This window comes from Persicobacter diffluens, from assembly GCF_036244895.1.
Classification (GTDB): Bacteria; Bacteroidota; Bacteroidia; order Cytophagales; family Cyclobacteriaceae; genus Persicobacter; species Persicobacter diffluens.
Genome location: NZ_BQKE01000001.1, coordinates 1,009,245 through 1,030,235, shown reverse-complemented (window position 1 = coordinate 1,030,235; position 20,991 = coordinate 1,009,245). Strand labels below are relative to the sequence as shown.

The 20,991-nt window shown below is 42.8% G+C and carries 16 protein-coding genes; 7 read left to right on the top strand and 9 right to left on the bottom strand.

Going from position 1 to position 20,991, the window contains the following annotated elements; all coding sequences use genetic code 11:
* Nucleotides 1-3: 3 nt before the first annotated feature.
* Nucleotides 4-1,257: an ABC transporter permease gene (locus AAA970_RS04355; protein ID WP_338236101.1), complete on the bottom strand. Its 1,254-nt coding sequence runs from the start codon at nucleotides 1,255-1,257 to the stop codon at nucleotides 4-6.
* Between the two features lie 11 nt (nucleotides 1,258-1,268).
* Nucleotides 1,269-1,520: a hypothetical protein gene (locus tag AAA970_RS04350; protein ID WP_060685698.1), complete on the bottom strand. Its 252-nt coding sequence runs from the start codon at nucleotides 1,518-1,520 to the stop codon at nucleotides 1,269-1,271.
* An 85-nt stretch (nucleotides 1,521-1,605) separates the two neighbouring features.
* Between AAA970_RS04350 and AAA970_RS04345 the strand changes: the two genes are divergently transcribed.
* Together AAA970_RS04345 and AAA970_RS04340 are read left to right on the top strand one after the other, a co-directional pair.
* Complete coding sequence (locus tag AAA970_RS04345; RefSeq protein WP_338236100.1) at nucleotides 1,606-2,430, top strand: carboxypeptidase-like regulatory domain-containing protein; 825 nt, start codon at nucleotides 1,606-1,608, stop codon at nucleotides 2,428-2,430.
* 437 nt (nucleotides 2,431-2,867) lie between these two features.
* Nucleotides 2,868-4,031 carry a transposase gene (locus tag AAA970_RS04340; protein WP_338236099.1) on the top strand — a complete coding sequence of 388 codons (1,164 nt, stop codon included), beginning with the start codon at nucleotides 2,868-2,870 and terminating at the stop codon, nucleotides 4,029-4,031.
* 140 nt (nucleotides 4,032-4,171) lie between these two features.
* Here the strand turns inward: AAA970_RS04340 and AAA970_RS04335 are convergent, their stop codons facing one another.
* Both AAA970_RS04335 and AAA970_RS04330 read right to left on the bottom strand, forming a co-directional pair.
* Nucleotides 4,172-5,287 carry a glycosyltransferase gene (locus AAA970_RS04335; protein ID WP_338236098.1) on the bottom strand — a complete coding sequence of 372 codons (1,116 nt, stop codon included), beginning with the start codon at nucleotides 5,285-5,287 and terminating at the stop codon, nucleotides 4,172-4,174.
* 14 nt (nucleotides 5,288-5,301) lie between these two features.
* On the bottom strand, nucleotides 5,302-6,252 hold the full coding sequence (locus AAA970_RS04330) for a lysylphosphatidylglycerol synthase domain-containing protein (protein ID WP_338236097.1): 951 nt from the start codon (nucleotides 6,250-6,252) through the stop codon (nucleotides 5,302-5,304).
* On the opposite strand from AAA970_RS04330, the gene ruvC reads away from it, so the two are divergent.
* On the top strand, nucleotides 6,239-6,790 hold the full coding sequence (gene ruvC, locus AAA970_RS04325) for a crossover junction endodeoxyribonuclease RuvC (RefSeq protein WP_053404166.1): 552 nt from the start codon (nucleotides 6,239-6,241) through the stop codon (nucleotides 6,788-6,790). The two genes, AAA970_RS04330 and ruvC, sit on opposite strands and share 14 nt — an antisense overlap.
* Before the next feature lie 434 nt (nucleotides 6,791-7,224).
* On the opposite strand, the gene AAA970_RS04320 is transcribed toward ruvC, so the two are convergent.
* Nucleotides 7,225-8,145, bottom strand: coding sequence for a T9SS type A sorting domain-containing protein (locus AAA970_RS04320; RefSeq protein ID WP_338236096.1), 921 nt, complete (start codon nucleotides 8,143-8,145; stop codon nucleotides 7,225-7,227).
* Nucleotides 8,146-8,396: 251 nt separating this feature from the next.
* On the opposite strand from AAA970_RS04320, the gene AAA970_RS04315 reads away from it, so the two are divergent.
* On the top strand, nucleotides 8,397-8,984 hold the full coding sequence (locus AAA970_RS04315; protein WP_338236095.1) for a hypothetical protein: 588 nt from the start codon (nucleotides 8,397-8,399) through the stop codon (nucleotides 8,982-8,984).
* Nucleotides 8,985-9,626: 642 nt separating this feature from the next.
* On the opposite strand, the gene AAA970_RS04310 is transcribed toward AAA970_RS04315, so the two are convergent.
* The 3 genes from AAA970_RS04310 to greA all read right to left on the bottom strand — a co-directional run bounded on the left by AAA970_RS04310 (nucleotide 9,627) and on the right by greA (nucleotide 13,561).
* Nucleotides 9,627-12,215, bottom strand: a complete 2,589-nt coding sequence (locus AAA970_RS04310) for a TonB-dependent receptor (protein WP_338236094.1) — start codon at nucleotides 12,213-12,215, stop codon at nucleotides 9,627-9,629.
* Nucleotides 12,216-12,664: 449 nt separating this feature from the next.
* Complete coding sequence (locus AAA970_RS04305) at nucleotides 12,665-13,057, bottom strand: HIT family protein (protein ID WP_053404162.1); 393 nt, start codon at nucleotides 13,055-13,057, stop codon at nucleotides 12,665-12,667.
* Between the two features lie 30 nt (nucleotides 13,058-13,087).
* Nucleotides 13,088-13,561, bottom strand: a complete 474-nt coding sequence (greA, locus tag AAA970_RS04300) for a transcription elongation factor GreA (RefSeq protein WP_053404161.1) — start codon at nucleotides 13,559-13,561, stop codon at nucleotides 13,088-13,090.
* Nucleotides 13,562-13,898: 337 nt separating this feature from the next.
* Between greA and AAA970_RS04295 the strand changes: the two genes are divergently transcribed.
* The 3 genes from AAA970_RS04295 (at nucleotide 13,899) to AAA970_RS04285 (ending at nucleotide 19,605) form a co-directional block, all read left to right on the top strand.
* Entirely contained in the window at nucleotides 13,899-15,995 is a 2,097-nt protein-coding gene (locus AAA970_RS04295) for a tetratricopeptide repeat-containing sensor histidine kinase (RefSeq protein WP_338236093.1), read from the top strand.
* Nucleotides 15,996-16,394: 399 nt separating this feature from the next.
* Entirely contained in the window at nucleotides 16,395-18,110 is a 1,716-nt protein-coding gene (locus AAA970_RS04290) for a complex I subunit 4 family protein (protein ID WP_053404159.1), read from the top strand.
* A 10-nt stretch (nucleotides 18,111-18,120) separates the two neighbouring features.
* The gene (locus AAA970_RS04285) at nucleotides 18,121-19,605 is read left to right on the top strand and encodes an NADH-quinone oxidoreductase subunit N (protein WP_338236092.1); all 1,485 of its coding nucleotides are present in this window, start codon (nucleotides 18,121-18,123) and stop codon (nucleotides 19,603-19,605) included.
* A 53-nt stretch (nucleotides 19,606-19,658) separates the two neighbouring features.
* On the opposite strand, the gene gcvT is transcribed toward AAA970_RS04285, so the two are convergent.
* Nucleotides 19,659-20,747 (bottom strand): glycine cleavage system aminomethyltransferase GcvT, encoded by a 1,089-nt coding sequence (gcvT, locus tag AAA970_RS04280; RefSeq protein WP_053404157.1) that lies wholly within the window; start codon nucleotides 20,745-20,747, stop codon nucleotides 19,659-19,661.
* Between the last annotated feature and the right edge of the window lie 244 nt (nucleotides 20,748-20,991).

Genomic DNA, 20,991 nt, shown 5'->3' with positions numbered 1-20,991 from the left:
GTTCTAGCCCTTTACTTTCCGCTTAGGGTCTGATAAGGTTCTTAAACCATTTCCTAAAAGATTGATCGAGCCTACCATTCCCATAATTGCCAGCGAAGGAAAAAACACCAAATGGAAAGAATTTCTGGTGCCCAAAGCATTAAACCCCTCCATTAACATTCCGCCCCATGAAGGCGCCGGAGGCTGCACACCCAAACCCAAAAAACTCAGGCCGGCCTCCAATAATATCGCTGCAGCAAAATTCGCCGTTCCCATGACGATCAATTCCCCGACAATATTAGGTAAAATATGCACAAAAACAATTTTAAAGTCACTCAGTCCAATCGTTCGGGCGGCTTCTACATAAAGCGCATTCTTCAGGGCCATCACCTGTCCGCGTACTAAGCGGGCCACTTCCACCCACATGGTCATCCCTACTGCGATAAAAGATACCATTACCCCTTTTTGCTGAAAAGCCAGACTAATTGCGATGATCAACATGATGGCCGGAATAGACCAAACCACCGTCATGAACCAACTGATTACCTGATCCTGCCAACCGCCATAATAACCCGCCAGGCTTCCCACCAAAACCCCAATGGCTACGCTCAAAAGGGCGGCTAACAAACCAATACTGAGTGAAATTCTGGTTCCTAATAGCAAGCGACTCAGTAAATCCCGTCCGGCGCGATCCGTCCCCAGCCAGTACCTTCGACTACTGAGATGGTCTTCCAGATCCAGGTGCAATTCTGCCATAGAGCGGAAACGGTCCTTACCATTGGCCATCAGAATACGATAACCACCATGCTCTTTGATATAAGGTCGGGCAGAGGGAAATTGCATTTCTTCCAGTGGCCCGACATACAAGGGCGTGGTTACATCACAAATATGATAGCGTTTCCACCGATCCTTTTGAGATCCGAAAGGCAGAATTTTCACGAAATCTCCCTCAATTACCAAGGAATCATAAGGCTCCAGTAAATATTTAGACGGTGTCCCTTTCCACCATCTTTCGATATAGGAAGGGAAATCGATTTCTGCATTTTTCCGCACTACCAGTATATCCGCCACAAAGTTCGGCGCCTGTTTTCTTAATTGAATATTGCCATCATTTGCATTCGGAGAAGGATCCGGCAATATCACGTAACCACCCACCACCACCATTAGCGCCAAAAGCAAACCCATAGCCCCCCATCTGCAGGCCGGAATCTCCCAAAATCCCGCCCAGGGACTTAATGGTTTTATGGTTTCTTTAGACGTGGGGGTACTGGTGAGCATTTTTTATTCGCTTAATGGCCGTGCAACTTCAACAAACCTTCTTTTGTCGCCAGATAATACAATTTTTCAAAGCGAGATTCAAATAAATCCATGGATATCGCCTCTGCATCCAGAGATTCCATGGCTTTCACCCACCCTTTACGGACTAAAATCTTCAAAGAGACGTCTAACTCTTCCTTTTCCATTTGAAGCTCCTCCAATAAATCCGGGTAGGAAATTACAAAAAATAGTTCTTCCAGTATTTCTGATTCCAATGCTGTCATTTCATATCATTTGGGGCCAAATTTAGAAGATTTTTTGAGTCCGACCATCCCGTAAATATCAATTAATTTAAAATATCGCTATCTTATGCGCATGATTAAATTACGTCTGAGTTTTCTTTTGATCGCATTTCTCACACTTTGGTCTTTCCCCCAAAGTCAGGCTCAAAGCCTTGACGACCTTTACTTAAAAATAAAGGGTAAAATCGTGGATGAAAATGACCAACCCCTGCCTTACGTCCATGTTATTACGGTAATTGGCCGTTTTGGCGCCACTACTGATGCACAAGGCCGTTTCATTGTGCACACGGCGCCTCAGGATACCCTTTGGTGCTCGTATGTCGGCTATGAAAAACAACGGATCCCTGTGGAAATTCCGGAAGGAGAAGGAGAACTGTATGTGAATATCACCCTTTCCAAAACCAGCTATACGCTGGAAAACGTCGACGTAACGGTATTACCGGAAAATGTGGAAGACTTTAAAGATGAATTCTCGGACCTGGTAGTCACCGAGGGCTGGAAGCCGGACCCGAGCTATTATGTGGAATATGAGGAACGCCGCAAACAAAAAGACCAATTGGAAGAGCTACCTCCCATCGCGGGCTTTGATGAACCGGATAAATTTGATTTTGTGAGCTTCTCCCCAAGCAAATTGTTTTCGAAAAAGAATAAAAAACCGAAAGTAAGTAAAGAAGAACAAGAAAAAATCAACCAGGAAATTATTGCGGAGAAATACAATAAGGATTGGGTCATTACCCTAATTGGACCTGAAAATGCCGGTTTAGCGGAGGAATTTATGGCTTATTGTAATTTCAATGAAAGCTTTCTACTCAAGAGCGAGCAATATCGGATTGCACAGGAGGTGCTGAATAAATGGAACCGCTTTCTGGATGAAAAATATGATTTGAAATAATTACAGAAAAGAAGTCTTTGGGCTTCTTTTTTTTGTTTCATTTGATCTGAATTTTGCATGCTTAGCCGAATAATTTATCGCTCAGTTTAGTACTTCGGCTTAAATCGCCTTCATCCTATTCGATAAGGTTGTAATGGCCGATTTGTTTTTAGCCCGGATTTGGGAAAGCTCGCCCCCTCTTCCTTCAGCTGCTACTTGGAAAATGTTTAAAATTGAGACTAATCCATTATTTTTTCCGCCTTGCAGCTAAACAAGTAATGGAACATGAATAATCCGACTTTAAGCCGAATTTGAATAATGATGCAATCTACAATACTCCGTAGAGTTTTGAGCTATTGTAAAAAAAATGGTGACCTGTATATTTGTATCGCCAAACACCAACATACTAAGTCACCATCAAGAGCATCGAAACACTCCTAGCGCAAATATTCCATAAAATGTTAGACATTAACAAATGGGAGAGGGATTTCATGATAGAAAATTTGAAAGGACTACTGTCTTTCCGTGGTCGTAATAATTTCACCAACATGAGTCGGTATCTGCGGTACAATGAGGCCACGATTAGATCATGGTATGAAAAATATTTCAATTACCTTTTTTTCAATATTGAGCTCATTAAGACACTTAAAGATGAATTGCGCATCATTGCCTTTGATCCAAGTTATGTTTCCAAAAGTGGTCAACTCACCCCAGGTTTAGGGTACTTTTGGTCAGGCTGCGATAATTCAACAAAAAGAGGTCTAGAAATTACTGGAATAGCAAGTGTTGGCCTCGAAAGTAAAACCGCAATGCATTTAGAGGCCCATCAAACCTTTAAGAGTGAGGACGAGTCATTTAATTTGCTGACCTTTTATGCCAATTTGATTTTGTCAAATGTTGAATTGTACAAGCAAGTATCAGATAGTGTGGTTGTTGATGCTTACTTTTCGCGCTTTACGTTCGTCGATCCGCTAGTAGAAAAAGGGTTTATTATCATTAGTAAATTGGCTAAAAACGCATTTCTTCGTTACAGAAATACTGAACCACCTACCGGAAAAAGAGGGCGACCCAAGGTCTATGGAGAAAAAGTGAAATTTAATAATCTTGACCAAAGACACTTTACACTATGTTTCAAAAATGAAAACTCGGAGGCTTTCGAAGCAGAGGTTCATAGTAAAAGTCTTAAACGATGGATCAAGTGTGTGGTCGTCGTTACTGAGCTTGACAATGGGAAAACCAGACGAGAAATTTTATTCAGTACAGACATTAATCAAAGCGGTTCCGCAATAATTGAGCGTTATCGACTTCGATTTCAAATTGAGTTTCTATTTCGAGATGCCAAACAATTCACCGGTTTGACTCACTGCCAGGCGAGGAGTAAAAATAAGATACATAATCACATAAATATGTCTCTAACGGCGGTGTCCGTGGCAAAGGCGCTTCACTATTTTGATAATAAAACCGAAGAAAAGGAACCCTTCTCATTATCAAGTATTAAGATGCTATATTTTAATCGAAACTATATCCAAAGAATATTTAAAGGGTTCGGGATTGCCCCCGAACCGTACAATAATTCAGAGCAAATGCTCCAAATAGAGAGATTTGGCTGTATTGCGGCCTAATTCTTTACGGAGTATTGAATCTAAAAGCGTGTAGAAAAATAAGGTGATGGATTTAACAGAAGAAATTAGACACCCTGACTTCAAAAGAGCGTCTGAGTAATCGGACTGAGAGCTCACAGCATCAAGGAATAAAAATCTCCTCAATCTACCCTCTTCCCAGAATGTACGGGAGCGGTTTCTTCTTCCTTATTTTGTCGCCCCTTCCACTGATAATCCCCCAACAGGGTTTTAAAAGCAAAATAAACGGCATAAAAGGGATAAAGCAGAAACATCGCTGCGAAGGCGACAAAATCCCAGGACTGTCTGGTAAAAAAATACACTCCCCGAAGCAAAATATATTCGGAAAGCAATCGCAAGCCCAGACCACAGAGCCCCACATACCAATAAAGATGATCCCAAAAACCGGCCACCAACATCAAAAGCGTAGCAGCATGAATGACAAAGATCAACACCGCCGGTAAGGATTCCACCACTGTTTTCTGATAATTCCATTTACTGGCCCATCGCACCCTTTGCGCCTCAAACTGCTTCCAGCTAAGCGGAGGAGCTGTAACCACCACCGATTTTTGGGAGGTTTGGAAAATTACACCATCCGGAAAATCCTTCAATACTTTCCGCATGAATAACTCATCGTCTCCGGTGGGGATTCCATCGATCCCTTTAAATCCGCCCAGCGCCTCAAAGGTGGGTTTGCGATAAGCTAAATTTGCGCCATTGCAGAAAATTGGGTTTCCCCAACCACTCATTCCGCCGGTAAAACCCATCAGACTGCTGAATTCCATTTTTTGCAAACGAGAGAAAAATCCCTGATGAGCCGTCAGCATAACCGGCCCCAGCACCATATGTACCTGATCGTTTTGAAAAGGACGCACCATGCGATCTATCCAGAAAGGGCCCACCGAACAATCAGCATCTGTGAATAGCATGATCTCACCGCCGGCCCGTTCAATACCATAACTCACCGCACTCTTTTTCCCAGTCCCCTCCTCCAGGGTGAAGTATTTAATCCGATGATCCCGCTCTGCCCATCTTTTCACTACAATGGCAGTCGCATCCTCTGAATGATCATCTACTACGATCACTTCCAAATCCGGATACCGTTGCCGGCTCAAATCCTTTAATAAATCCCCGATACCATTTTGCTCATTCCTGGCCGCCACAATCACGGACACCTTCACACAGTAGGGCTGTCGGTATTTGACATTCCTCAGCCAGCCGTAGCCATTCATCATGACGACGATACTGTAAAGTACCATTATGATTAAGTAAATTATTGTGACCATTTGAAAATAAAAAACGAGCCCCAAAAAGCGGGAATTAAAACGTTCACCACCCAAAGCATCAGGCCTCCGGCGATTATCAAACTGATATCCACAGGGAATAAAGAGAAATAGGACCAAAGTGCAAACTCCCGGATGCCCAAATCTCCTAATAAATGTACCGCAGGGATAACAGATTTCGCCAGAAACATAAAAGCAATGCCCCTGAGTATTTCTAATATAGGCAATTCGATCCCTAACAATTTAAATATCAGCAAAAACTGCAGGCAAAAGACAAGATAGCGACCCAGCGCCAGCAGCCATATGCGAAGAAAATCATGATGAGAAAAGCTGTTGAACAGAAAGCGAGCCTGCCGCCGCCACTTTTCCCGCGGAGAATACTTCCGAAACAGGAAAACGACCACCAGGATCAGGACAGTCAACACCGGGACCAAATACCCACTATGCGAAAAGGAAGTCACCAGACCGCGCTGCCAGTAAAACCCAAAGCCCCAAAGCCCAAAGCAAGTCGTCCAGAACATTTGCGCCGCCTGCCCCACAAAAATAGGCAGGATTAGCCGAAACCTTACTGTGGAATTTAAAGACAAAATTCTGCCCATATGATGACCTAGTCCCATAGGCCCTACCAGGGAAAAAGCTAATGCAGACCAAACCCCTTTAAAGGCCTCCCATAAAGAGATATTTTTCACCGAAGAAGCGATCAGCTTCCATTTGGCCGCCTCCAGCCCCCAGTTGAGCAACATCATCAAAAGCAACAACATCCCCCAAAAGCCTAAAGCGGGAATTCGGACAATGTGTAAATAAATTTCCTGAGCTGAAAAATTATCCCTTATTTTGCCCCATAAAACAATCATCAGCGCACACCAAAGGACCACCTTTAAAACAGGGAAGGCCTGGCGCAGATATTTTTTGGCAATTGAAATTGGGATGGCATCTAGCACAGAAAAGATAATTTTAGGTTTGGACCCCGGCACGCAAGTAATGGGGTATGGGGTAATCATGGTGAAGGGAAATAAGATGTCCTGCCTTCAATACGGGGTCATTCACTTAAAAAAGTACAGCTCCCATGCGCTAAAATTACAGAAAATTTATGAAAGGGTCTGGGGCATTATTGAAGAATATCTTCCGGATGAAGTGGCATTAGAGGCTCCTTTTTATGGTCAAAATGTGCAGTCCATGCTGAAACTGGGCAGAGCTCAGGGGGTTGCCATGGTGGCAGCACTCAATCATGGGTTGCCGGTTACCGAATACGCCCCCAAAAAAGTAAAACAATCTGTCACCGGAAACGGAAATGCCAGTAAGGAACAATTAGCTGCCATGCTGAAAACCTTGCTGAACCTAAAGGAAATTCCGGAGTATCTGGATGCTACTGATGCCTTGGGCGTGGCCATCACCCATCATTTTCTGGGCGGCGAACAAACGACCAAAAGCACTTCCTGGGGAGCTTTCCTGAAAGCCAATCCGGAAAGACAAAAATAAGTCTGAATTTCCATTTGGAACCTTTCCACCAGGTTCCAAAGAAATCGAGGCCGAATTTTGCAATAAGATTCTATAAAACTATCTAGAGGTTTACTTTCAAGTCATAGAACAGAGTGTTCCTGATTTTCAACTCGAACTATCCACCACTAAACCTAACATCTCTATTCAATCGACTCATTTCCAAGCCAAAAGCCTCATGTTATTTGATTTGTTAATAGCCCAAATTGGGACAGACTTGTATTCCCCTCATTCATCTGCTTCTCTGTAAAAAACTTGAAACAGGACAAATCCCTTACTATTTCCAGCCTTGCCGTTAAGCGATGATGGAAGTATCATTAATTCGACATTAACCTGCCAGGCATCATTCGGTCAAAAAAAGGGAGCCCTATTCGGACTCCCCTCTACACCTACTTTACGACTGTTTTTTCAATGAATTATTTTTTAATAAAACGAATGGTCTGGGCTTTTTCGCCTTCCGCTTTGATTCTCAACAGATACATGCCGGCACTTAAATCACCGGTAGCCAATTGATAGGTGACTTCATGTTCCGCTTGTACCTGAACATTCTTTACTTCCTCGCCACCTTTCAGTACCACCGTGAGTGTTACCGCCTGTCCCTCATAATCTGAAAGATCCACATTCATCACATCACTTACCGGATTGGGGAAGGCCCGGGGACCTCTGTTACCAGGAGTTCCATCTTCCATTGGGTCCTTATCCGGATCCATCAGAACAAACATCGCCCCATTTGAAAGCATTCCCATATTCCCAAATTGATGTTTGCCCCGTGGACCGCGGTGACGCATTTCCCCATGTCGCCCTTTTCTTTCTCGACCTTCCGGACTCCCCTTTTCTGCACGACGTTCTTTCATTTTCGCCAGCTTCTCCTCCTTCATGAGCTTCATCTCTCCATGCCATTTTTGAAGCAAGGGTTCCATCGCTACGATGACCTCCTCCAATTCCGCTTCGTGCTTATCAGCTATTGCCCAGGCTTCGGTCATTATCGCTCTTTTTTCTTTTTCCACGGCGCGCATTTGAGCTCTTTCCTCCGCAGAAGGCAATTCAAAGGACTCCTCTTCAAGTGCTCCGCGCTGCCCTTTCTTTTGCTTTCCATTCGCTTTCAAAACTTCAAGCCTTGCGCGTAACTCCGTGATTTTTTTCTTTTCCTTATTACTTAATTTATCATCAAAGGCTTTCCGTTGCGCTTGAATTTCCGGAAGAATGGTCTCCTTAAAATAAGCCCGCATCTCACCACCTCCTTTGCCTTTTCGGTTTCCTTTAATCGCAAAAACCGATACCGAAACTAACAGGAAGCACCCTATTAGTAATATTAATTTCAGACCTTTATTTTTCATGGTGTTGAATTTTGTTGTTCGATTACAATACTAATCACGACAATAATTAAAAGGAGATAAAAAAATTTCAACCAACGCCCGAAAGGAATCAACCAATGCAAAACTCCGCTCTACCAGGCGCTAAAATTGTACGAATTCTAGAAAATCGACCAACAACAAAAGAAAGGCGCTGCGTTTTGTTTATTTTACAAATTTTTATTTTAGATTTTCACCACAAAAGACAATTAACACCTACCTAAGCATTTTTTCGGATGAGATCCTTTCTATTTTTCTCTTGCCTGTTCACTTTCTTCATCAGCTTGAATGCCGTTGGTCAAAGCTATTTTCATTTCGACCAGCACTATCGGACCAAATATCCATTTTTTGCCAAGCACGAAACCAAAAAGGAGGTTCTGACGACTAATAAAGCAGGCAAACAAGCTATTCAACTCTACAGCAAAAAAGAGCTTTTGTATGGGCACAATGCATTAAACGGACATTTGGCACCTCAAAACTTAACACAGCTGTATTTTCAAAAAGGGGATGCGCCTCTGCAAAAGGCCAGCTGGGAGAATTTGCAAAAAGCGCTAGCAGATGAAAGGGCCATGCAGGAGTATTTTAAAAAAATCAACCGATTGAAACGGACGGAAAACGGGCTACTCTATAGCGGCATTGCCTTGGTGGCCGTGGGCATTATGCATACCGCTACCCAAACCAATGCGGAGGGCCTCCAAAATATCAATCAACCTTCCCCCCTCCTTTTTGCAGGCGCCGGAGTAGGACTGTCCTCTTTTATCATTAAAGCCATTCGAAAAAGAAAAATGAAGGAAGCGGTTCACTTTTACAATCGACTACCCTAAATCCCCCCGATTCCATTCTTATTTTGGAAATAGATTTTAGACAAAAAATTCCTGGCTTTGAATAAAATTGACGAGCCAAAACAGTAGCGACCAAAACTTATCAATGCTGCTTTTGAGATATTAAAATGCGCTGCACCAATAATCCCGATTCAGAGCTGTGCCCTAAACCAACGAAACAATCAATAGTGAAAATTTGTGAAATCTGTGGCTAAAAATCACTCCCCTTATCCAATTCTCCATCATTCTCCTAATTAATAACTCCCCCACTTCGCAGCGTACTTCCTCATTAACCTAAACCGGTTAATTGAAAACCATCTCAATGCATTAATCAGTGAAAATTTGTGAAATCTGTGGCTAAAATTCACTTCCCTTATCCAAGTCTCCTTCATTCTCCTAATTAGTAACTCCCCCAAATCGCAGCGTACTTCCTCGTTAACCTAAACCGGTTAATTGAAAACTACCTCAATGCATTAATCAGTGAAAATTTGTGAAATCTGTGGCTAAAATTCATCCCCAATCCAACTCTCATTCCTCCGCCTATTTCGTGGCCTGTCTTCCCCACATCTCCCTTCTTCTTTAAACTAAAAAAGCCCCGACCCAAAAGGCCGAGGCTTGAACGAATATCCAGATTTAATTGGAATACTAGAAATTAAAAGAAACTTTAGAGTACCAATAAGCCCCATTGAAGCCCATCTGCACCGGATCCCAATAACCACCGTTATCAGTCTCATAAGGATCCTGCTTGTCCGGATACACATTGAAAATGTTTGATCCGCCCAGCGTAAAGTTCCACTTATCTGTCGGATGATAGCTAAAAGATACATCCGTAGTGGTTTTAGGATCATAAACCGCAACCATTCCATCACCCGTCCAGGTTCCTAAGGTTACCTGACCAAAATAGTTGGCTCTGATCATCGCCGACCACTTATTATGCTGATAATTCAACATCACATTACCTTTCCATTTAGGCGCTGAACCTTCATAGAATAGTCTTTCCCGCTCACCAAAGTAAATATCTTCTTTACCCGCCAACTGATCGGAAGTATGCACCGCCGTTACCTCCGTTACGTTGTGGTTAACTGCCAGACTCGCCGTCAGTTTATCCTGACCGATATTGGTGGTGTAAGTCGTTACAAAGTCAAAACCATAAGTCTTCGTATCTACCGCATTGGTAAAGAAAGCGACCTGATCCACGCCTTGCTCCTGCAAAATATGCCCTACATCCGGATCTTCTGAATCAAAATAGCCGGTTACTACTACTCTGTCATAAACATTGATCTGGTAGCCATCTAAAGTAATGGTCAAACCATCCACTGGCGTCAAGGTCATTCCCAAAGAGTAGTTCTGAGATTGCTCTTCTTTCAATTCCGGAATACCCAAAGCTTTCGCCACTTCAGAATCGTTTCTGGCCAATACCACATCCTGTGCTACGCCACCCACGAAGTCCGTATAAGTAGAGTTATAATAAGCTTGCTGTAAAGATGGCGCTCTGAAACCGGTACTTACCGCACCTCTGATCGACAACATTTCTACCGGGCTGTATCTGGATACAATTTTACCGGTCACCGTGGAGCCAAAATCAGAATAATGCTCGGCTCTAACTGCCGTACCGATCATGAATTTCTCCGTTAGGTCCAGTTCAACATCCACATATCCACCGATGTTATTTCTGCTCTCATTTACTTCATTCTCCGGTCTAAAACCAGGATATCCTTGCGCACCACCAGCCTTCACATTGCCTTCGCTGTCCACATAACCGTAATTTTTCCAGCTGGCCTCTTCTCCCTGGTGAATCTGATAATTCTCCACTCTGAAAGCAGAACCAAAAGCAATATTCAAACCTTCCATTACCGAAGGATAGAATTTAGTAAGATCCAGGTTAGTAGTATTGGAGGCATACTGGAATTTACCTGCATAAAAAGAAGTAGGAGAATCAGGGCCCAAAGAGGCATTCAAAGTCTTGGTGATGTCAAAAGAAGATTGGTTGTATCCGAAGGCATTTCCCAGGTCGATCTTCCAGCCTTTCCATTCAGAATTTACACCAAAAGCCAGCGAGTTATCGATTACTTCTGAAGCCAAATAAGGCACAAAACCATTCGGGTAAATTTCCTGAATATTTCTTTCAGGATCATTCGCTTCTCTTCCCCAAGCACCAGAAAGCGCATCTCTATAATTAAATCCACCGAAAGCGTAAATGCTTGTTTTCTCACTTACCCCAAATTCGGCATTCAACATGGTTCCGATGTTCAAAACATCCGCATCACCGATCACCCGCATCTCCCCTTCAGGTGCTCTGTCGGTCATGCCTCTTTTGTTAATTTCTACCGAGGCGTTTACAAAACCGTCTTTTCCGGCTTTCCAGCCATAATTTCCGGAGACCATCAGGTTCTCGCCATCCCCTTCCTGGGTGATTCCTGTCCCGGCATTCAAGCTACCTGCTCCGGTTTGTTTTTTCAATACAATGTTAATGACTCCGGCAATAGCATCTGAGCCATACTGTGCCGCAGCACCATCACGAAGCACTTCAATTCTTTCAATAGAGGATACCGGAATGGTATTCAGGTCAGTCGCAACCGCACCTCTACCTCTGGTTCCCAATAGGTTGACATAGGAGGAAGTATGTCTTCTTTTGCCATTCACCAAAATCAACACCTGATCAGGGCCCATGCCTCTCAAAGTAGCGGCATCAATGTGGTCACTTCCATCAGAACCCGCCTGACGGTTGGAGTTGAAGGAAGGAACAGCAAATTGTAATAATTGTGATAAATCCATTTGCCCTGTGGAATTGGTTACTTCGTCAAGGGCGATGATGTCTACCGGAACGGGCGTTTCGGTAAGTGCTCTGTTGGCATTTCTGGATCCCAGAATGACGACATCATTTAACTTTACATCAGTAGGATCTAACTGAATTTGTAAAGATTGGTCTGCGGAACTCACTGTCAGATCATGATCAGCATAGCCCACATAAGAAAAGTGTAGATTAGTAGGGAGCGCAGTAGTTAATTCAAAACCACCGTCGAGGTTGGTAATCGTACCTTGAGTAGTGCCGCTAATCATCACGGTAACTCCAGGCATTTCTTGTCCATTTTCATCAACAACATGACCACTGATCATTTGTGCTGATTGCGCATAAACCGGTGCCCAACATCTCACATTTCCACAAAGCATCAGAAGTAAGATCGTACCTCTGATGATCGTACTATTCAGTACGTTCAACTGTACAGTTTTCATCAATAAATATAATAAAGGGTAAAATAATCCTGTTAATAGGAACCAGCAAAGGACTGGTTAAAGGCGGAGGCGCACCGATTTTATCGTCGGCGCATAATACGTCGCCCGTTCAACGCTAGGCAGCGTCGTCGGTATTGGCCTTGAGTTGGCACTAATGGGGCGATATGTTTAATCGTATTTTTCAAACCTTTTACTTAGGATGGTGCGAATTTGAAGTTGTTTTTAATCAGATCCAAATACCTGGCGCAACAATCCCTATATTTAAGCTATTTTCTTCAATTTTTAACACAACAAAACCTTTAAGTGCAACAACCTAAAAAATCCACTGAGGGAAACAGGATGGTTTTTGCTCAGCATTTATCTGTTTTAATCGCTTCAGGGCAATAAAAAAAGTCACCCTAAAAAGGATGACTCTTCCAATATTTTTCAACTCCAAAAAGAAGACGGGCTTAAAGCTGCTCGGCAATCTTTTCTTTGGTCTGACTCAATTCTTCCGCCGATGGGTTCAATTTCGGACGACTAAAATTAATGTCATCCATATCATTCAGCGGCACCAGGTGAATGTGCGTATGTGGAACCTCTAATCCAATGACCGCCACCCCAATTCTCAAACAAGGGATTGCTGCTTTTATTCCAGCAGCAACTTTTTTCGCAAAAAGTTGCAATGCGACATACTCTTCATCCGATAAATCAAAGATATAGTCGACCTCTTTTTTAGGGACAATTAAAGTATGACCTTCCACTAATGGGTTAATGTCCAGGAAGGCAATATGGTGATCATCCTCCGCTACTATTTGACCGGGGATCTCTCGATTGATGATTTTGGTGAATATACTCGCCATGATTTTGATGGATTGATTTCCTCAGGGAAATTACATGCTAATATCCAAAACTTCAAATTCAATTTTACCTGCCGGAGCGGTAACTTCTGCAATCTCTCCAACCTTCTTGCCCATCAAACCTTTTCCGATCGGCGACTTCACAGAAATCTTCCCTTGCTTCAGGTTTGCTTCTTCCTCAGAAACCAAGGTATATTTTACTTCCATTCCGTTTTTCATATTCTTGATTTTCACCGTAGAAAGAATAGAAACTTTGGAAATATCAATGTCGGACTGACGAATCACGCGGGCATTCGCCACCACGTTTTCCAATTGAGCAATTTTGGCCTCCAAATGGCCCTGAGCATCTTTTGCTGCATCATACTCCGCATTCTCACTCAAATCACCTTTATCACGCGCCTCTGCGATTTGTTGTGCAATATCTGCACGACCACGTAATTTAAGGTCTCTCAACTCGTCTCTTAATTTCTGTAAGCCTTCCTCGGTATAGTATGATATATTACTCATGATATAATTTACCTAAATGATTAAAAAAAGAATAACGACCCCTTGGGAGGATCGTTGCTAAAAACATTGGTACTTTAAACGGATGATTTCGGGTATTAGATTAATATCTACCGGATAAATGACGTACCATGTTGTACGCTCCTGATCTCAAAGATAGTATTTTTTTTTCTTAGCTTCAAAACCATGAGCCCCTGAAAAGCAGGAATAAAAACTATAATCTGCCACAAGAATTATTGGATTAATCTTAAAAAAATAGGTTTTCCTCCCCAAAATTACTCAAAAAGACCTAAATTGGCTATCAATTTTCACCCTAGCAAATACACTTTTATTACCACTGATGTCAGGATACTTCAGAACTCTTTTTACTATTTTTCTACTTTTCAGCCTTTCCCAAAGTCAGGCCAATAATGACACGCCCCTTTCTGCCGAAGAGGAAGTACTGCTACTTTTGGAAGAAGCTGAGAAGAAAATGAACGGCAATCCACATGAAGCTTACAAGCTTGCTGAAAATGCCTGGGTGAAAGCTACTGCCTTGGAGAACAATTTGCTTATTGGCCGTGCACTGCCCTATATGGGAGAGGCCCTGTTTTACCGGGACTTTGGGGGATTTCTTTTTTTAAAAAACGATGATAAGGAAATTCAGTTCCTGGGAGATGATTACCAGGGAGAAGTAGACTTCCTGAATCCGATGCACTTTTGCCTGGAAGCCTTAAAATTTAATAAAGCCGCGAATGATCAGGTTGGACTTATTAAGACTAAAAAAGTGCAGGCTATCATCAACAGTGAATTAGGGGACTACAAAAAAGCGGAGGAATGCTATTCGGAAGCCATGCAAATGGCCCGCAAATGGAGTTTACAAAAAGAGATTCTACTGCTATATTTGGATCAGGCGCAACTCGCTGAAAAAACCAAAGACAAAGATAAAATAGAGCTGAATCTTGATTCCGCAAAAGCACTAACCTTCAAACTAAAAAACCAAAATCTGGAGGCAGAATATCAGTTAGTTGCCGGCAAAGCTTACCGACAGATGAATAATCTGAACAAAGCCGAGTTTTTACTGAAAGAGAGCCTTCGCAATTTTCAGGAATTATCCTATCCAAAAGGCATCTATGAAAGTCACCAGGCCCTAGGAGAAGTTTTCATCCTGAAAAACGAATTTGAAATGGCCCTGAGTTATCTGACCAAGGCCAGAAAATTAGAAAGACATACTGGTGACAGCCTGGCTTTGGCGCAAAACCTTTTACTTTCCGGCATGGCATTGGCCAAATCTGATCAGGGGAAAAAAGACCTTAACAAAAACAACCAAGCCATTAAACTGGTGCGGGAGTCTTTGAAAATTGCCTGGAAAAAAAGCATGAAACACACCATGCAGAAGGGCTATCAACAGCTGACCATTATATACAGTAGCCTTCAGGATTATGAAAAAGCGAAGGAATCTCTGGATAACCAAAGACAGTTAGACGAATTAATTATCGCGGAATCCTCCAATAGCCGGATTGCCGAGTTGGAATCCAAAATTAAGTTCCAGGAAAAGGAAGAAGAGTTAAAATCTGCCCAGCGGGAGCATGAAGCAGAAAACAAGGAACAGCAAATTTATATGGTTTTCCTTGGGGCAATCATCCTGATACTAGGGCTGATTATCACCCTGATTATCCGAAACAGAAGAAAAATCTCCCTGGCCAATCATCAGATTAAACAAAAAAACGAAGAGCTGGAAGCCCTGAATCATACGAAGGATAAATTCTTTTCCATTATTTCGCATGATGTGAAAGGACCTTTAAACAGCCTGCGTTCCTTCTCCAACCTGCTCATGAACCATACCGAACACATGAGCACAGAGGAAATCAAGATGCTGGCCACTGATCTGGATGGCTCGCTGAAAAACCTCTTTGGTCTATTGGAAAATTTATTAATCTGGGCACGCTCCCAGACTGGTGCTTTGGAAATAAAAGCAGAATCCTTCGAACTAAATTCTTTAATTGAAAAAAACATTGAACTCCTGCACCAACAAGCAGCGAATAAAAACATTCAATTGGAAAAAGAGGTATTTGGACAATATCAGGTTTTTGCTGACGTTAAATGTATTGACACCGTAATCCGAAACCTGACTTCCAATGCGCTCAAGTTCACTGAAAGTGGGGGAAAAGTTAAAATTCTGGTACAGGAAAAGCAGGATAAAGTCATTATCTCAGTACAGGATAATGGGGTGGGAATACATAAAAACGCACAGGACAAATTATTCAAAGTGGGAGAAAAGCACTCCACCATGGGCACTTCCAATGAAAAAGGAACCGGCCTGGGCTTATTGCTTTGTAAAGAATTTGTAGAGAAAAATGAGGGCACCATTTGGTTTGAATCTGTGGAAGGAGAAGGCACCACCTTTAGTTTCAGCCTACCAAAGGTAAGCGAAAACGCCCTGGTGGAACAGGAATAACCCGACGCTATTCTTTAGCTAAATTATTCACCGCCTGAATAAGTAAGTAGATCGATCTAATGGAATTGTCCTTTATTCGTGATTCGGTGTTTCTGATTTTTTAATCGCCCAAATTTGGGCAAGATTGCTTACTCCCCATTCATCTGCTTCCTTGGAAAAAACTCGAAATAGGAAAAGCTCCTTCGATTTTCCAGCTTGCCAGCTCAAGAAGAGTTTAAGCAGGAATAACCGTGGTTAATTTGGAATTTATTTGAATAACAACAAGAAATTTTGTTTTTGTTCAATGAACGACTTAAGCCCCAAGGAAATTTTTGGATTAATAGTATTTTTCAATGCAGTCCCGTAATTTCGCCTTGTTATTTGTGTTTCAACAATCAAAATCGGGATTGATCAACCTCTATGATAGAACAACTTATCAGCATCATGATATTTCTCCCGCTCCTTCTGGCGGGAATTTTATTATTTCTACCTTCCAGCTTAAATCACTGGTATCGTCCAATCGCCATTGGTGGTGTGGGCGCGCAGTTTGTTTTAGCCCTAATCCTTTTAGGAAATTACCTCAGTGGGGAGGGTGCTCCGGTAGGCGTAAACGCTATTGAAGGTTACCAGTTCGTTCAGCAACTGGACTGGATCCATATGCAACTAGGAAGCTTAGGGCAGCTTTCCATTCAATACTTCGTCGGTATTGACGGACTCAATATTAGCCTGGTGCTCCTCTCTGCCCTGGTCATGCTGTTGGCCGTTTACGGAAGCTGGGGAATTACCACACAAACCAAAGGGTACTACGCCCTGATGCTGCTATTAAGCGGTACAATTATGGGCTGTTTTGTTTCCCTGGACTTCTTCCTTTTCTATGTATTCTTTGAATTCATGCTGCTTCCGATGTATTTCCTGATCGGAATCTGGGGCGGACCACGCCGGGAATATGCTGCAATCAAATTTTTCTTATATACCCTGCTGGGCTCGGTATTAATTTTATTGGTCATGATCGGACTATACAGCTCTGTGATTGACCCTCAGATGACAGCCGTTGCAATGGGTTGGGCTCAGGACTTTCGCGCAGTAGATCCGTCCATAATTCTGAAAGTACAGGATGCTTTAGCCAACCAATTGATTCCAGCGGACAAAATCGTACGCACCTTCAATATGGTGCATATGATGGATGCGCAAAATTTCATTCCCGATTCCATTTTCAGCAGCCTTTATGAAGGACAATTATTAGGCATGAACTTCAGATTTTGGGCATTCCTATTATTATTTATAGGCTTTGGAATTAAACTGCCCATGGTGCCTTTTCACACCTGGTTGCCGGATGCCCACGTAGAAGCGCCTACACCGGTATCGGTCGTATTGGCCGGCATCTTATTGAAAATAGGAGGTTACGGACTGCTTAGAACGGCATACGCCATATTCCCTGATGCGGGCCATCATTGGGCATGGGTAGTAGGATTTATCGGCATGCTATCCATCATTTATGGCGCCATGAATGCCTTGGCTCAAAAAGACCTGAAACAGCTAATTGCCTATTCATCCATTTCCCATATGGGTTTTGTACTATTGGGCTTGGCCTCCGGTACAGCAGAAGGGGTAAGTGGTGCGATCTATCAAATGTTTAGCCACGGATTAATTTCTGCCTTACTCTTCCTGATCGCCGGATTCATTTATGACCGTACCCATGACCGGAGAATTGAAAATTACAGTGGGCTGGCCAAAAAGCTTCCAAAGTTCACTACCATTGTGATTATTGCTTTCTTTGCTTCTTTGGGACTGCCTGCTTTCAGCGGCTTTATTGCTGAGGTATTCGTCTTCCTGGGCGCATTCTCCTCTTCGGGCATCAATGGCTTATTGCCAAGATGGATGGCCATTGTTTCCTTACTAGGCTTACTGTTGGGGGCTGCCTATTATTTATGGACACTTCAAAGAATGTTCTTTGGAAAATACTTTGTACGTCAGCCGGAATGGGAATCAGCCATGGTCGATATGACCTCCAAAGAATATGTGGTTATGATTCCTTTAGTGATCGGGACCATTCTTTATGGACTTTTCCCAGCTTTATTACTTGATTTAATTAACGGCAGCGTGGGCGCCTGGATCAAATTGGTAATGGGAGCCTAAGCCTTTTCCTATGGATATTTCAATTTTAAAAAATATCATCCAGTCCCTTCCCATGGTTTTGCCGGAGGCTATGGTGGCAGCATTGATTTTGCTACTGACCATTGCCTGCATTATTCCATGGAAAAAGCCGGCTATGGTCGGAAAATCCCTGAGCTGGATTTTCGGTATCGGTTATATCCTCTTAAAAATCAACCAGTGGAACGGGCAGTGGGATAATGGTTTTCTGGGCATGATCAGCCTGGACAACTACCGCATTGCCGGGCAGCTTTTATTGGGCGGTCTGTATTTATTTTCCCTTCATTTAAGTGCCGTAGAAGTACAGCTTAAAAATGAAGAAAGAATGGAATATTGGTTGTTAAAAGCCGCCATCCTTTTGGGAGGTTCAGCGCTGGTGATGTCAGATAACTTATTAATGATTTATCTGGCGGTAGAGCTTCTTTCTTTATCCGCTTACGGGCTAACTGCCTTTAGCTTTAATAAAAAAGGAAACAAGGCCGCCCTAAAATACTTACTATTCGGCGCAATCGCCTCTGCATTAACGGTCTACGGCATGTCCATTCTTTATGGCCTGACCGGCACTTTATCCCTGACAGACGGTTCCTTCTGGACGAATTTATCAACGGCACCGGTTAGCATTTTGGCTTTTGCCGCTTTTCTGGCCGTAATTGGACTTTTATTCAAGCTCACCGCGGTACCGCTTCATCCCTGGGTGGAAGATGTATACCAAAATGCGCCAACCCCTATCGCCGCACTATTTGCCACATTACCAAAAATTGCCGCCTTTTTCTGCTTTATGGGAATCATGCAGCTCTTGCCCCCACTTTCTGCAGAAGCAAAACAGGCCATTATTGTGGCTTTAGGCTTTATCGCCCTGGTTTCGATGACGGCCGGAAATTTACTGGCCCTGGGACAAAAGGAGGTCAAAAAAATGCTGGCATATTCCTCGGTATCCCATGCAGGATTTCTGATCGCCTGCATCATCGTTCCGGCAAAATCGGCCTGGGATGCCGGTCTGTTTTATGCTGTTATTTACGGGATCATGAATATGGCCGCTTTTGGGCTGGTGCAATACTTTGAAACCGGTAAGAAGGCCATCACTTATGAAGACTTTAATGGCATGGGTAAGAAACATGCCCTATGGGGAATCGGATTGGTGATCGTTATGATATCCCTGACCGGACTCCCTCCTACTGCCGGCTTTAATGCCAAACTGATGGTCTTTCTGGCGTTATGGGAACAATACGAGACTACTTCAACCACCATCTACCTGCTTTTATTGGTATTTGGCGTTTTGAATACCGTTATCGCTTTGTTCTATTATATTCGTCTTCCCTATCATTTCTATTTTCAGGAAGAGGGAGAGGAAGATTACCATTTCTACCGAAGACGAGAGGTCGTCATTGAAAACCGATTGCAATGGGCCTACCGCATCGCCTTATTTGTGGCTATCCTTCCGCTTATCGTTTTGTTTTTTGCTCCGCAGATTATTCTTTAATAATATTCAATCAAAAAAAAGCAGTTTGAAAATCCTCAAACTGCTTTTTTATTTTAGTCCTTGTATAAAGGCAGCTTTTCCACCACCGCTTTTAGTCTTCTCTTTCTCACCCCGATGAAAATTTCAGAACCCGCTTTTGAAAATGCTTTCTCCACATATCCCAGCCCGATTCCCTTTTCCAACATAGGAGAAATAGATCCGGAAGTCACACGACCAATTTCATTGTCCTCCGCATCGAAAATAGGATAATCATGACGTGGAATTCCTTTTTCTTCCATAATAAAGCCCACCAATCGCTTCGTAACACCCGCTTCTTTCTGTGCTTTCAGGGCCTCGGCATTGGTAAAGTCTTTGGTGAATTTAGTGATCCAACCCAAACCAGCTTCCAGAGGAGAGGTGGTATCGTCGATGTCATTTCCATACAAACAGAATCCTTTCTCCAGACGCAGGGTATCCCGCGCACCCAAACCAATGGGCTTAATGTCAAATTCTGCTCCGGCTTCAAATAAAGCCTCCCAAACTTCCTCTGCATCTTCATTCATGACATAAAGCTCGAATCCACCGGCACCGGTATAGCCCGTAGCAGAAATCAGCACATCATCCACATCTCCAATGCGCCCCATAGTGAAGGTGTAATACCCCATTTCTGAAAGCTTTACATCCGTCAGTTTTTGGCATACTTCCTCTGCCTTCGGCCCCTGAACGGCAAACAAAGACATGCTGTCTGAAATATTCTCCATCTCTACGCCTTCAGTATTGAAAGAGGAAATCCAGTTCCAGTCTTTTTCAATATTGGAAGCATTCACTACCAAAAGGTATTCTTGCTCCGAAATGCGGTAAACCAGTAAATCATCTACAATTCCACCATCCTTATTCGGTAAGCAGGAATACTGCGCCTTGCCATCAAATAGCTTTGAAGCATCATTGGAGGTCACGCGCTGAATCAAATCCAAAGCTTTTGGACCTCTCAACATGAATTCTCCCATATGGGATACATCAAAGACCCCGACGCCTTCCCTTACGGTTTTATGCTCTTCAATATCTGAGGTATACCGAACAGGCATATTATAGCCTGCAAAAGGAACCATCTTTGCACCTAATTCTTCATGCAAATCGTTAAGCGCTACTTTTTTTAACTCCATATTAAAAAATTTGGGTTGTGTTCTACGGTTTTAAGCTGATTAACAGCTGAACAAATGTAATTATTATTCGCCGAAAAAAAAGGAAAATTAATGGTCTCAGCGCTATATGCGCCCGTATTCCAAATTCTTTTCGCGGTGTTAAAAGGGATAAGAAGTATCCCAAAATATCATCTCTAATCCCTTTGAAAATTCACAAAATAAAATTTCTCAAATCAAGAAAAACGGTATCAAAAATTAAGTTTAA